The organism is Calidifontibacillus oryziterrae (assembly GCF_000331575.1).
GTDB lineage: Bacteria > Bacillota > Bacilli > Bacillales > Bacillaceae_J > Calidifontibacillus_A > Calidifontibacillus_A oryziterrae.
This window is the reverse complement of record NZ_KB223527.1, coordinates 964579-978439: the sequence shown is the minus strand read 5'-3', so window position 1 is coordinate 978439 and position 13861 is coordinate 964579. Positions and strand designations below refer to the sequence as shown.

Genomic DNA, 13861 nt, shown 5'->3' with positions numbered 1-13861 from the left:
TAGTGTATACTGTTTTTATTACTATTTTATTTTCGCCAGTTGAAGTATGGCATATATAATGGTATCAAACTTTTTAAAACGTCAAAGAATGAGGCGATTTTCCATTGAACAGGCCAATAGGAGTAATTGATTCAGGTGTTGGTGGTCTTACAGTAGCTAAAGAAATGATGAGACAGCTCCCAAAGGAAGAGATTATTTATTTAGGAGATACGGCCCGCTGCCCTTATGGTCCAAGACCAGTTGGTGAAGTCAAGCAATTTACATGGGAATTAACAAGATATTTATTAAACCATAATATCAAAATGCTGGTGATTGCGTGTAATACAGCAACTGCCCTTGTACTAGAAGACATTCGAGCAAATGTAGATATTCCGGTTGTTGGTGTTGTTAATCCCGGTGCACGAACAGCATTAAAAGTAACAAAAAATAACCATGTTGGCGTTATTGGGACTATTGGTACCATTCAAAGCGGAGCATATGAAACAGCACTTCATAGCATTAATCATAATGTAAAGGTGGAAAGTCTTGCATGCCCTCAGTTTGTACCGATTGTTGAAAGTGGTAATTATGAAGGAGAAGAGGCATTAGAAATAGTTGAAAAGTCACTAGAACCACTTAAAAATTTTGATATAGATACGCTTATTTTAGGTTGTACTCATTATCCTCTCCTTCGTCCGGTCATACAGCAAGTGATGGGGAATGAGGTTAAATTAATAAGCTCCGGAGACGAAACAGCTAGAGAGGTAAGTACGCTTCTTTATCATTCCGCTATGTTAGTTACAGAAAAAAGAAGTCCAAATCACTTATTTTTAACTACAGGCCCAAAAGAAATTTTTCAGCAAATAGCGTCTAAGTGGTTTGAACACCCGATTCATAATATTAAATCAATTGTATTATAGAAGTAAACTAACCTTCCATTTTATGTGGAAGGTTTTTGTTTTGAAAAAAATCGGTCTAAAACGTATAACTGCTCGTATACATAGTAGTACAAACTGCCTTGGGAGGGAATTTTCATGTTAAAAAATAAAAAAACTGGGTTACTAGCAGCGGCTTTAACTTTGACAACTTTGTTAACCGGGTGTGCAATAGGTGGTGAACAGGCTATACGTCAAATGGAGGAGACTCCGCCTCAGGAGGTTACATATGTAGAGGAAGGGGAGCTCCAGCATAATACTTCCTCTGTTGACACTGGTGAAGCGGCAGTGGTAGATAAAGAAGCCGAACAAACTGTAATGAGAGAATTATATTTATTAGATAAAAACGGGTTTGTTGTCCCACAAACAATTGCATTACCAAAAACAGTAGAGGTAGCAAAACAAGCCATGGAATACTTAGTTGATGGTGGCCCCATTACTGAAAAGCTTCCAAACGGTTTTCGAGCAGTATTACCACAAGGAACAATGGTGAATGGAGTTAATCTTCAAAAGGATGGAACAATTGTAGTAGATTTTTCAAAGGAATTTGCTAATTATCATGCGGATGATGAGATGAAAATTCTCCAAGCTATTTCAAGAACGTTAACTCAATTTGATACTGTGAAAAAGGTGAAAATTAAAATCAACGGATATGATCAGCCTTTCATGCCTGTTAATGGTACCCCTATTAATGAGGGGATAAGCCGTACACACGGAATTAACTTTGAAAATGGAGAAGTAGTAGACTTTATGAACAGTAAAGCGGTCACGCTTTACTTTCAAGCTCAAAATGGGGACAACACTTACTATGTTCCTGTGACAAGACGAATTGATAAAACTGAAGAGAATTCAATTGTGGCGACTATAAATGAATTAATAAAAGGTCCTATGCTTATATCTGGTTTATTTAGTGAGTTCAATAATGATATCCGTTTATTAGAAGAACCAACATATGAAAATGGAGTTGTAACATTAAATTTTAATGAAGCTATCCTTAGTAGTAAACAAGGTACAGCTTTGTCCCAAAGCTTATTAAATGAAGTTGTATTTTCGTTAACTGAACAAGAAGGTATTGAAAGTGTAGCAATAAAGGTTAATGGTGAAGAAAAGGTCATGAATGAACTTGGGGAAGAGATTGCTGCGCCAGTATCAAGACCAAAATCGGTGAATACAGGTAGTTTTTAACGCAACATTTTTGTTATAATATACTTGCGAATGGAAGGCTGGCATAATTTGCCGCCTTTTTTCATGCAGTGGGTGGAGAGAATTCACACCGGCATCACTTTTTTAATCTTGTATTTTGTTTAACAAATGTAAAAAATGAACAAAGTAAAATGGAATAAAAAGCAAATAATTTAGGAGGGGTTTTGGTGAGAGTTGATGGAAGAAAACATGATGAATTAAGAGCAGTTATGATAGAAACTAATTATTTGAAGCACCCTGAAGGCTCTGTATTAATTACGGTTGGGGATACTAAGGTTATTTGTACAGCTAGTATAGAAGAGAAGGTACCACCTTTTTTACGGGGACAGGGTAAAGGCTGGATTACGGCTGAATATTCAATGTTGCCTAGGGCAACAGAGCAACGTACAATCCGAGAATCAAGTCGAGGAAAAGTTTCAGGGCGGACGATGGAGATTCAACGATTAATTGGTCGAGCGTTACGCTCAGTAGTAGATCTAGAAAAAGTTGGAGAACGGACAATTTGGATCGATTGTGATGTGATTCAAGCGGATGGCGGAACAAGAACGGCATCTATCACTGGTGCGTTTATTGCAATGACGTTAGCTTTAGGGCGAATCGTTGAAAAGAAAACGTTGAAGGAATTACCAGTTAAAGATTATCTTGCTGCTACTTCTGTTGGCATAGACCCTGAATTAGGTGAAATATTAGATTTAAATTATATTGAAGATTCGAAAGCAAACGTAGATATGAATATTGTCATGACTGGATCTGGCGAGTTTGTGGAGCTTCAAGGAACAGGGGAAGAAGCGACATTTTCACAGGCGCAATTGCAGAGTTTATTAGGACTCGGTGAGAAAGGGATTAAAGAGCTTATATCAAAACAACAAGTAGCATTAGGAAGCTTGGCTGAGCATATTAAAGCAAACAACTACCTGAAATAGGAGAAGTTAAGTTTATTATTTCGTTGGAGTACACATTTTCTAAAACTAATTATTGCAAACATACGCAAATAGGAGAGAGAAGCAATGAAGGAAGTTATTATTGCAACTAAAAATAAAGGTAAAGTGATTGAATTCGAGGCTCTATTTGCCAAAAAGGGAATAACGGTTAAATCATTATTAGATTTTTCGGAAGACCTAGATGTCGAGGAAACAGGTCATACGTTTGCAGAAAATGCAGCAATTAAAGCAGAAGCGATTTCGAAGCAATTCTCGAAGATTGTGATTGCCGATGATTCAGGACTTATAGTTGATGCCCTCGATGGAAGACCAGGTGTTTTTTCGGCAAGGTACGCAGGCGAAGGGAAGGATGATCAAGCAAACTTAGAAAAGGTACTTGAGGAGTTAAAGGGAGTTCCGTTTGAAGAGCGAACCGCAAGTTTTCATTGTGTTTTAGCAATAGCTCGTCCAAATCAGGAAACAGTCCTAGTCGACGGTACATGTGATGGATATATTACAGAGAAACCATTAGGCGAAAACGGTTTTGGCTATGATCCGATCTTTTATATTCCTGAAAAAAAGAAAACGATGGCACAGTTATCGAAGGATGAAAAAAATGAAATAAGTCATCGGGCAATTGCAATGAAAAAACTTGTAGATCCTTGGAATGAAATTTTTTAATATGAATGGGGAATACCAAAATATGAAGGTTCTTGTTGTTAGTGATAGTCATGGGTTGACAAAGGAGCTTGAAGAAATTCAAACTAGGCATATACATGAAGTTGATGCGATGTTTCATTGTGGCGACTCAGAATTGGCATCGGCGGCAGCTGAACTAGACAATTTCACCGTTGTTCGTGGGAATTGTGATTTTGATCAAGGGTTTCCAACTGAACAGCTTAAACAAGTGAAAGGTATTCGATACTATATTACGCACGGCCATTTGTATAATGTAAAAATGTCGCTCATGCCGTTGTCATATCGTGCACTCGAAATTGGAGCTGATGTCGTTTGCTTTGGGCATTCCCATATCTCAGGTGCAGAAGTAATAGACGGTGTTTTATTTTTAAATCCAGGAAGCATTCGTTTACCGCGGATTCGGAAAGAGAAAACGTATGCACTTTTAGAAATAGTAGCCAATGATGAAGGCAAGGAAGCGATTGTAAAATTTTATACAGTTGATGGTTTTGAATTACCGTCAATGATGGTAAAATGTAAAATAGGGTAGGATGGAGTGGGCTAATCCTGCTCCTTACTCTTTTTCCTCACCTGAGATTATAATATTTCTTATCGTTTTATTTGTAAAAAAGTGCGGTCAGTAAATATTGACTTTTTATTTGTTGTAATGTATATTAGAAAATGTCGCTAGTAAATAAACTTAATATTTTTCTATGTAATGCGGGTGTAGTTTAATGGTAAAACTCCAGCCTTCCAAGCTGATGTCGTGGGTTCGATTCCCATCACCCGCTCCATTTTGTGTCTAATTTTAAATTTAATATTGTGTCCCAGTAGCTCAGCAACGAGTAAATCATCAAGAGTATGCTACAAGTTGTACCGACGCATAAACATCCATGAATATGCTTGAAGAGGAAGGTACAGGATAACATGAGTAAAAAACTCATGCAAAGGTTTTATTAAACAAACAAATTTAATACTATGTCCCAGTAGCTCAGCAACGAGTAAATCATCAAGAGTATGCTACAAGTTGTACCGACGCATAAACATCCATGAATATGCTTGAAGAGGAAGGTACAGGATAACATGAGTAAAAAACTCATGCAAAGGTTTTATTAAACAAACAAATTTAATATTGTGTCCCAGTAGCTCAGCAGGATAGAGCAACGGCCTTCTAAGCCGTCGGTCGGGAGTTCGAATCTCTCCTGGGACGCTACCAAAACACTCTTGAAATATTGATTATCAATATTTAAGAGTGTTTTTTTATTTGGATATATTAGATTTTACACAAAATATGACAAAATAGTATCAGTGTGATATATCTTTATGTTTTTAATATAATTATGTGCTAAACTAACCGTTGAAATCGATTTTTTACATAACCTTTGAAAGGATGACCATTTATGTATCAGGATGATTTATTAAAAGCGTTACACTTGAAGGGTGTGCAATTAGATGTAGAATTTTCGTTTAATTATAAAGGACAAGTACATAAAAAAACGGTTGGAGAAATTATGGATACATTTTTTCTGCGTTTATTCTCTAATGAGGATTACCAACGAATGATTGAGGATATTGAAGAACTCACTCAAGAAGCAGCAACTCAATGGGTGTGGGGAATCGGCTTTGGTCAGTTTATGCATGAGCATGTTGATCAAAAGGATGCAAAAATTATCCAAGGTTTAGTTTCCCTTGCGATGTCTGGTGCTGTTGTTTCTTTTTCTGTTAAGCAAAAAGGAATAAAGGAAAAATGGTCTGCACAGTTAGCCGATGATTATTTTTTGCTTGAACAAGTTGGCGGAAAGAGCAAAAGAATGACAATCCAGCAATTAATGGAGCAATGGTTAAACTGGTCAGGAAGATTAGAGGATTTACCAAAAGAAGCCCTTATTCCGTTGATGGGTGGCTCAGTTAATAATGTGATTCACTAGTAGTTATCTACCTTGGGAAATACACCAAGGTAGGTTTTTTAAAAATGGTAATTTTTTAATAATTCAAATTTCTAAAACATTGATATAACAAACATGAAAGCGGATACAACGTATATCAAGTGTTTAAATAGTCTAATTATTTGAAAAAAAGTGGTTGACTGTAACGGAAATCCAGAGTAAGATAATTTTTAATTATTAATAAACTCACATCCAAAATAAAATAAAGGTAAATCAATGAAGAGGATAAGTAATCTCAGTTAAGGTATCAACAGAGAGCCGGGTTGCTGGAAGCCGGTGATACTCCTGACGATGAACTCCCCTCTGAGTATCAATCTGAACTCCTTGATAGTAAGATTGGTCGAGTGTTTACATCACTCGTTATAAAAAAGAACGGCTTAAAGTGATAGAATAGTCCAGAAAGGGATTTGAATATCATTTATCGTTCATGAGGATATTTTTCGAAAGAAAAATTGAAACTAGGGTGGTACCGTGGAAAGACAAGTCTTTTCACCCCTTTGCCTTCGGGCTGTTATGGGGTGTGAAGGCTTTTTTATTTTTATCATAAAGGCTCTGTTAAAAATATTCATTTCAGTGACAAACTTTATAGCAAAATAATTTATTGGGAGCTAACTTAAAATTAACAAATTAGGAGGCTTTGAGATGGCGGGAAATGTTAAAACGCAGGAAGCAAAGTCTGTTCATCATAAGATGAACGGTGGGAGAATGCTTATTGAAGCTTTAAAGGCAGAGGGAGTTGAAGTGATTTTTGGATATCCGGGTGGATCGGTATTACCGATCTACGATGAAATTTATGACTCCGGAATTCATCATGTTCTGACTAGGCATGAGCAAGGTGCGATTCACGCGGCGGAAGGGTATGCTCGTATTTCGGGTAAACCAGGTGTCGTAATCGCAACATCAGGACCTGGTGCAACAAATATTATAACCGGATTAGCTGATGCGATGATGGATTCACTACCGCTTGTCGTGTTTACTGGCCAAGTAGCAACAGGGGTGATTGGGTCTGATGCCTTTCAAGAGGCTGACGTAATGGGGATCACAATGCCAATTACAAAGTATAGCTACCAAGTTAGGGAAACAAAGGAGTTTCCGAAAATAATTAAGGAAGCATTCCATATTGCAAATTCCGGACGCAAAGGCCCAGTGTTAATCGATATTCCAAAAGATATGGCTATTTCTGAAGATGAATTTAATTATGATGAAATTGAAGTAAATATCCCTAGCTATCAACCAAATTATACTCCTAATCATTTTCAGATTCGTAAAGTTGTTGAAGCTGTTAGTTCAGCTAAGAAACCAATTATTTTGGCTGGTGCCGGTGTTCTTCATGCCAACGCCAATGAAGAGTTAAGGGTATACGCTGAACAACAAAGTATCCCGGTAGTGAGTACCTTGTTAGGATTAGGTGGAATTCCTGGAAATCACGAGCTATTCCTAGGTATGGCTGGAATGCATGGAACGTATACAGCAAACATGGCGATCTACGAATGTGATTTACTCATCAATATTGGTTCGCGCTTTGATGACCGAGTAACAGGAAATTTATCAACTTTTGCACCAAATGCAAAAGTCGTACACATCGATATCGATCCGGCTGAAATCGGTAAGAATGTTCAAACGCATATACCAGTAGTTGCCGATGCTCGCGAGGCATTGAAGGCTTTAATTGCGGAGGACGGAGCACGTGGAGATTTCTCAATTTGGTTGAAAAAATTACGTAATTGGCAGCAAGAATATCCACTAGCTTATAAGAAAGAAATCAATGTATTAAAACCACAACGTTTAGTTGAGCTAGTGCATCAATATACAAACGGAAATGCAATTGTAACAACAGATGTTGGGCAGCATCAAATGTGGGCAGCACAATATTACTCATTAGAAAATCCGAATAAATGGGTTACATCTGGTGGACTTGGTACAATGGGCTTTGGTTTACCGGCTTCAATTGGTGCAGCGCTTGCACAACCAAATGAAACAGTTGTCAGCTTTGTAGGTGATGCGGGTTTTCAAATGACATTACAAGAGCTATCCGTTCTACAAGAAAAAAATCTAAATATAAAGGTTGTTATTGTAAATAACCAAGCATTAGGAATGGTTCGACAATGGCAGGAGTTATTTTATGAAGAACGATATTCTCATTCTTTAGTTCCTAATCAACCTGATTTTGTTAAACTGGCCGAAGCTTATGGAATGAAAGCCTACAGAGCTACGAATGAAGAAGAGGCCGAATCAGTATTAAAAGAAGCAATGGAATATAATGGTCCAGTTCTTCTTGATTTCCACGTTGCACCAAAGGAAAAGGTATATCCTATGGTTGCTCCAGGAAAAGGACTTCATGAAATGGTGGGGGTAAAACCATGAAAAGAATTGTAACAGCTACTGTTAATAATCATCCAGGCGTACTTAATCGAATTACAGGATTATTTACTAGAAGAGATTACAATATTGAAAGTATTACTGTTGGCGTTACAGATAATCCCTCTATATCTCGAATGACATTTGTAGTCATTGTGGATGACGAAGCAAAAGCTGAACAGCTAACAAAGCAACTTAACAAACAAATTGATGTTATTAAGGTACAAGACATCACAGATCAGCCGAAAATTGAACGGGAGCTTGCTTTAATTAAGGTTATTAGCAACCCACAAACGCGCGGGGAGCTTTCAGGCTTAATAAATCCTTTCAGGGCAACAATTGTTGATGTAAGTCGCGATTCTTTAGTAATTCAAGTCACTGGGGATTGTGCAAAAATAGAAGCATTAATCGAGCTACTACGCCCATACGGCATAAAAGAAATTGCAAGAACAGGAACAACAGCTTTTACAAGAGGACTTGTGAAAAGTCAAAATAGTAACAATTAAACTTACGAAAACGAAGAATCAACAAGGGTGTTAATTTATTTTTAAATAAATTTATTAATTGAAAAAAGGGAGATGTTTTATATGGCAAAGGTATATTATAACGGAGATGCAAACGAAGCAGTATTAAATGGGAAGAAAGTAGCTATTATCGGATATGGATCACAAGGTCATGCACATGCTCTTAACTTAAAAGAAAGCGGTGTTGATGTAGTTGTTGGTATTCGTCCAGGGAAATCAGCAGAACAAGCGAAAGCTGACGGACATCAAGTTATGACAGTAAAAGAAGCAGCTGAAGTAGCTGATATTATCATGATTCTTTTACCAGATGAGCACCAACCAAAAGTTTATAATAATGAAATTAAACCGGGCTTAACAGCAGGGAAATCACTAGTATTTGCTCATGGATTTAACATTCACTTTGGCCAAATCACACCACCTGCAGACGTTAACGTATTTTTAGTAGCACCAAAAGGACCAGGTCACCTAGTTCGTCGTACTTACACAGAAGGGGCAGGCGTTCCAGCTTTATTCGCAATCTATCAAGATGCAACAGGTAATGCAAGAGAGCTTGCTTTAGCTTATGCAAAACAAATTGGCGCAGCTCGCGCGGGTGTTCTAGAAACAACATTTAAAGAAGAAACTGAAACTGACCTATTCGGTGAGCAAGCAGTTCTTTGCGGTGGTACAACAGCATTAGTAAAAGCTGGGTTTGAAACATTAGTTGAGGCTGGTTATCAACCAGAAGTTGCTTATTTCGAGTGTTTGCATGAATTAAAATTGATTGTTGACTTAATGTACGAAGGCGGTCTTGCAAATATGCGCTATTCAATCTCTGACACAGCAGAATGGGGTGACTTCGTATCAGGTCCACGCGTGATTGATGCAAGCGTGAAAGCTCGTATGAAAGACGTATTAACAGATATTCAAAAGGGTCGGTTTGCAAAAGGCTGGATCTTGGAAAACCAATTAGGTCGTCCAGAGTATAATGCGATTAAGAGAGCCGAAAATGAACATTTAATTGAAAAGGTTGGCGCGGAGCTTCGTGAAATGATGCCGTTTGTAAAGCCAAGAAAACCAAAGGAAGTGGTCGCTAGTGCGAAAAATTAATATTTTTGATACAACTCTTCGTGATGGTGAGCAATCAGCAGGGATTAACTTAAATCACTCAGAAAAAATGGAAGTAGCACGTCAGTTAGAAAGATTAGGTGTTGATATAATCGAGGCCGGATTTCCGGCTTCTTCAAAGGGAGATTTTCGAGCGGTTCAAGAGATTGCCAATACAATTAGAAATTGTTCTGTGACAGGATTATCCCGTTCTAACATGAAAGATATAGATACTTCCTGGGACGCATTAAAAGGTGGAGCAGAGCCAAGACTTCATTTGTTTCTTGCAACCTCGCCTATCCATATGACCTATAAACTTAAAATGACTCCAGAACAAGTGCTTGAAGCTGCTGTAGAGGCAGTAAAGTATGCAAAGAAGAAATTTTCGATTGTTCAATTTTCTGCTGAGGATGCTACTCGAAGTGACTTGCCGTTTCTTGCAAAAGTTGTAAAAGAAGTGATTGATGCAGGAGCAACAGTCATTAATATTCCTGATACAGTCGGCTATATCACACCTAAAGAGTATGGACAAATCTTTACTTATTTAAAAGATAATGTCCCAAACATCGGGCAAGCTCAATTATCTTGTCACTGCCATGATGATTTAGGAATGGCTGTTGCGAACTCATTGGCAGCAATTGAACATGGTGCAAGCCAAGTGGAATGTACAATTAATGGAATCGGTGAACGTGCTGGTAATGCAGCACTTGAGGAAATTTCTGTTGCACTTCATATTCGTAATGATTTTTATCAAGCAAAGACAGGATTGAACCTACAACAAATTAAAAAGACTAGCACTTTAGTAAGCAAGCTAACGGGGGTCGTTGTACCACCAAATAAAGCGGTTGTCGGCAAAAATGCATTTGCACACGAGTCAGGTATTCATCAGGATGGTGTTCTTAAAGAAAAGACAACTTATGAAATCATTTCACCTGAGTTAGTTGGCGTTCCATCGAATGATATGGTACTTGGTAAACATTCAGGCCGTCATGCTTTCCGCAATCGCATGGAAGAGCTTGGATATACTCTTACTACAGAAGAAATTAATAATCTATTTGTTTCCTTTAAAGAATTAGCAGACAAAAAGAAAGAAATTACGGATGATGATCTACTTTCTTTATTGTATGAAGAAAAATTAGGAAGTGCCGTTAAGTTTTACGAGCTTAAGTCGCTCCAAGTGCAATATGTTACCCATCAAGTAACAACATCAACCATTTCAATGACAACTCCAGACGGCGAAGAAGTTCATGAGGCATGTACTGGATCTGGCAGTGTAGAAGCAATCTATAATACGTTAGAAAGAATCATTGGCTCAAAAGTACACCTTGAAGATTACCGAATTCAGGCTAATACAGGCGGAAGAGATGCTCTTGCTGAAGTATTTGTGAAAATTAATTTCAACGAGATGACATCTAGTGGTAGAGGCACAGCCCAAGATGTTTTAGAAGCATCTGCAAAAGCATATATAAACGCTGTAAATCGTACGTTAGTACAAAAACAATACAAAGAAGAAATGGAAAATCTAGTTAGATAACTTTTTAATTGAATAAAAAGTTTTTTAATAGCCAAGTAAGGGGGCGCGCTAATGGAGAAGACGATTGCAGTACTACCTGGAGACGGAATTGGCAAAGAAGTCGTCGCTGGGGCAATTAAAGTATTAGAGACAGTTGCAGCGCAGTATGGCCATCAATTTAATTTTGAATATGGCCGTATCGGTGGTGTAGCAATTGATGAAGATGGTGTGCCGTTACCCGCTGATACAATTCAGTTATGCAAGAATAGCGATGCTGTTCTTTTAGGTGCTGTAGGGGGTCCTAAATGGGATCAAAATCCACCACATTTGCGACCTGAAACAGGTTTGCTTGGGATTCGTAAGGAACTTGGACTTTTTGCTAATCTTCGTCCGGTTCAGGCCTTCCCAAGTCTTGCCGATGCATCAACATTAAAAAAAGAAGTAATTGAAAACGTAGATTTAATGATTGTGAGAGAGTTAACGGGCGGTATTTATTTTGGAACACCACGTGAACGTAAGGTCGAGAATGGTGTGAAGATGGTTGTTGACACGCTAGTTTACACAAATGAAGAAATTGAAAGAATCCTACGTAAAGCTTTTGAGCTTGCAATGGTACGCAACAAGAAAGTAACATCAGTAGATAAAGCGAATGTTCTCGAAACAAGTCGGGTTTGGAGAGAGATTGCTAACGAAGTAGCAAAGGATTTTCCAGATGTTCAGCTTGACCACATGCTTGTTGATAATGCGGCCATGCAGCTTATTCGCAACCCAAAACAATTTGATGTAATGGTAACGGAAAATATGTTTGGTGACATTTTGAGTGATGAAGCTTCTATGCTTACTGGCTCATTAGGGATGCTTTCATCTGCAAGTCTATCTGCAGATGGTCCTGGTCTTTATGAACCCGCACACGGATCAGCACCAGATATTGCCGGTCAAAATAAAGCAAATCCTTTAGCCACGATTCTTTCAGTTGCGATGATGCTTAAATATTCCTTTAATTTACTAGAGGAAGGAACTGTAATCGAGCAAGCGGTTAATGAAGTATTAAATAAAGGGTATCGTACAGCTGATATTGCTAGTGGGAACGAGTCAGTGTTATCAACTGATCAAATGGTTGAACAGGTTATTAAGGAAATAAAAGAAATTAGTAAATAAAGACCGATGTCAGCCAACATATAGGCTGACATCTATTTTTAAATGTTTAGACAATGTCAAAGGGAATATAGATTTTAAAGATGCAGTCATGAAACATAATTATCAAAGCCCATTCTAATTAAGGAGGCAGAATATGGGGACACCAAAAACAATCATTGAAAAGGTATGGGACTCACATGCCGTTGTTTCAGAAGCAGGTAAACCAACATTACTTTACATTGATTTACACTTAGTTCATGAAGTTACTTCACCTCAAGCTTTTGAAGGACTTCGTTTGAAAAATCGCAAGGTAAGAAGACCAGATTTAACATTTGCAACGATGGATCACAACGTACCAACAGACGACCGCTTCACAATTAAAGATGAAATCGCGAAAAAACAAATTGATACATTAGCTGAAAACTGTAAGGCGTTTGGAGTAGAAATTGCGGATTTAAATAATCCGGACCAAGGTATTGTTCATGTAATCGGACCTGAGTTAGGGCTAACACAGCCTGGGAAAACAATCGTCTGCGGCGATAGCCATACATCAACGCATGGAGCGTTTGGGGCGCTTGCTTTTGGGATTGGAACAAGCGAGGTTGAGCATGTGCTAGCAACGCAAACATTATGGCAAGTGAAACCGAAAACGTTAAAGGTTGAAATTACAGGGAATTTACAACAAGGAGTAACAGCTAAGGATGTTATTCTCGCGTTCATTGCGAAATACGGCGTTAATTTTGGAACTGGTTATATTATCGAATATACAGGTGAAGCCATTCGTAATATGACAATGGAAGAACGAATGACAATTTGTAATATGTCAATTGAGGCTGGGGCGAAGGCAGGATTAATTAGCCCGGATGAAACGACAATAAACTATTTAAAAGGAAGAAAGTATGCACCACAAGGTGAAGAGTTTGAAAAGGCTGCAAAAACATGGTTGCAATTGGCAACCGATGAGGGTGCGACGTATGATAAAGAGGTGTCCATGATCGGTGAAGAAATAGCACCACAAGTAACATGGGGGACGAATCCTTCCATGGGTATGTCAGTAACCGATACAATTCCTTCTCCAGAAGATTTCTCTGATGAATCGGATCAAAAAGCAGTACGACAAGCGTTGGCTTATATGGGTCTTGAAGCAGGTACTCCAATAAGCAAAGTAGCAATTCAAAATGTATTTATCGGATCTTGTACGAACTCACGATTAAGTGATTTGCAAGCTGCAGCAGCGATCGTCAAAGGTAAAAAGGTGCATCCGGGTGTGAGAGCATTAGTTGTACCTGGCTCGCAAAAAGTTAAGCAGCAAGCTGAGGCTGAAGGCTTAGATCAAATTTTTATTGAAGCTGGTTTTGAATGGCGTGAAGCAGGATGCAGTATGTGCTTAGGTATGAATCCTGATACAGTTCCGGAAAAAGAACGGTGTGCATCTACATCTAATCGTAACTTTGAAGGACGACAAGGTAAAGGGGCAAGAACACACCTAGTAAGTCCGCAAATGGCAGCAGCAGCAGCGATTGCTGGTCATTTTGTTGATGTTCGTACTTTTATGAAAGAAACGGTTCAGTAGAAGAGAGGG

12 protein-coding genes, 2 tRNA genes and 1 other annotated feature are annotated in these 13861 nt (G+C 38.3%); all 14 genes read left to right on the top strand.

Going from position 1 to position 13861, the window contains the following annotated elements:
• Positions 1-104 precede the first annotated feature (104 nt).
• Positions 105-899, top strand: coding sequence for a glutamate racemase (racE, locus tag D612_RS0113485; RefSeq protein WP_017756011.1), 795 nt, complete (start codon positions 105-107; stop codon positions 897-899).
• A gap of 114 nt (positions 900-1013) precedes the next feature.
• Positions 1014-2099, top strand: a complete 1086-nt coding sequence (locus tag D612_RS0113480) for a GerMN domain-containing protein (protein WP_017756010.1) — start codon at positions 1014-1016, stop codon at positions 2097-2099.
• Positions 2100-2284: 185 nt separating this feature from the next.
• On the top strand, positions 2285-3040 hold the full coding sequence (gene rph / locus D612_RS0113475) for a ribonuclease PH (protein WP_017756009.1): 756 nt from the start codon (positions 2285-2287) through the stop codon (positions 3038-3040).
• An 84-nt stretch (positions 3041-3124) separates the two neighbouring features.
• Positions 3125-3718, top strand: a complete 594-nt coding sequence (locus D612_RS0113470) for an XTP/dITP diphosphatase (RefSeq protein WP_017756008.1) — start codon at positions 3125-3127, stop codon at positions 3716-3718.
• Between the two features lie 22 nt (positions 3719-3740).
• The gene (locus D612_RS0113465; RefSeq protein WP_017756007.1) at positions 3741-4265 is read left to right on the top strand and encodes a metallophosphoesterase family protein; all 525 of its coding nucleotides are present in this window, start codon (positions 3741-3743) and stop codon (positions 4263-4265) included.
• A 170-nt stretch (positions 4266-4435) separates the two neighbouring features.
• Positions 4436-4509: transfer RNA gene (locus D612_RS0113460), tRNA-Gly, on the top strand.
• A gap of 342 nt (positions 4510-4851) precedes the next feature.
• A tRNA-Arg gene (locus D612_RS0113455) sits at positions 4852-4925 on the top strand.
• Positions 4926-5115: 190 nt separating this feature from the next.
• Positions 5116-5643 (top strand): hypothetical protein, encoded by a 528-nt coding sequence (locus D612_RS0113450; RefSeq protein WP_017756006.1) that lies wholly within the window; start codon positions 5116-5118, stop codon positions 5641-5643.
• Positions 5644-5868: 225 nt separating this feature from the next.
• Positions 5869-6161: a binding site (T-box leader), on the top strand.
• A gap of 142 nt (positions 6162-6303) precedes the next feature.
• Entirely contained in the window at positions 6304-8025 is a 1722-nt protein-coding gene (gene ilvB / locus D612_RS0113445; protein WP_017756005.1) for an acetolactate synthase large subunit, read from the top strand.
• Positions 8022-8525, top strand: coding sequence for an acetolactate synthase small subunit (ilvN, locus tag D612_RS0113440; RefSeq protein WP_017756004.1), 504 nt, complete (start codon positions 8022-8024; stop codon positions 8523-8525). The genes ilvB and ilvN overlap by 4 nt, the downstream gene beginning before the upstream one ends.
• Positions 8526-8606: 81 nt before the next feature.
• Positions 8607-9632, top strand: a complete 1026-nt coding sequence (gene ilvC, locus D612_RS0113435) for a ketol-acid reductoisomerase (protein WP_017756003.1) — start codon at positions 8607-8609, stop codon at positions 9630-9632.
• Positions 9619-11163 (top strand): 2-isopropylmalate synthase, encoded by a 1545-nt coding sequence (locus D612_RS0113430; RefSeq protein WP_017756002.1) that lies wholly within the window; start codon positions 9619-9621, stop codon positions 11161-11163. Before ilvC ends, D612_RS0113430 begins: the two co-directional genes overlap by 14 nt.
• A gap of 51 nt (positions 11164-11214) precedes the next feature.
• The gene (leuB, locus tag D612_RS0113425; RefSeq protein ID WP_017756001.1) at positions 11215-12300 is read left to right on the top strand and encodes a 3-isopropylmalate dehydrogenase; all 1086 of its coding nucleotides are present in this window, start codon (positions 11215-11217) and stop codon (positions 12298-12300) included.
• A 133-nt stretch (positions 12301-12433) separates the two neighbouring features.
• A complete protein-coding gene (gene leuC / locus D612_RS0113420) occupies positions 12434-13852 on the top strand; it encodes a 3-isopropylmalate dehydratase large subunit (protein WP_017756000.1) in 1419 nt (472 codons plus the stop codon).
• The last annotated feature ends 9 nt before the right edge of the window (positions 13853-13861 follow it).

Coding starts and splice junctions, on each gene's coding strand:
- D612_RS0113480 (WP_017756010.1), top strand. CDS start 1,014: ATGTTAAAAAATAAAAAAACTGGGTTACTAGCAGCGGCTTTAACTTTG.
- D612_RS0113470 (WP_017756008.1), top strand. CDS start 3,125: ATGAAGGAAGTTATTATTGCAACTAAAAATAAAGGTAAAGTGATTGAA.
- D612_RS0113465 (WP_017756007.1), top strand. CDS start 3,741: ATGAAGGTTCTTGTTGTTAGTGATAGTCATGGGTTGACAAAGGAGCTT.
- D612_RS0113450 (WP_017756006.1), top strand. CDS start 5,116: ATGTATCAGGATGATTTATTAAAAGCGTTACACTTGAAGGGTGTGCAA.
- ilvB (WP_017756005.1), top strand. CDS start 6,304: ATGGCGGGAAATGTTAAAACGCAGGAAGCAAAGTCTGTTCATCATAAG.
- ilvN (WP_017756004.1), top strand. CDS start 8,022: ATGAAAAGAATTGTAACAGCTACTGTTAATAATCATCCAGGCGTACTT.
- ilvC (WP_017756003.1), top strand. CDS start 8,607: ATGGCAAAGGTATATTATAACGGAGATGCAAACGAAGCAGTATTAAAT.
- leuB (WP_017756001.1), top strand. CDS start 11,215: ATGGAGAAGACGATTGCAGTACTACCTGGAGACGGAATTGGCAAAGAA.
- leuC (WP_017756000.1), top strand. CDS start 12,434: ATGGGGACACCAAAAACAATCATTGAAAAGGTATGGGACTCACATGCC.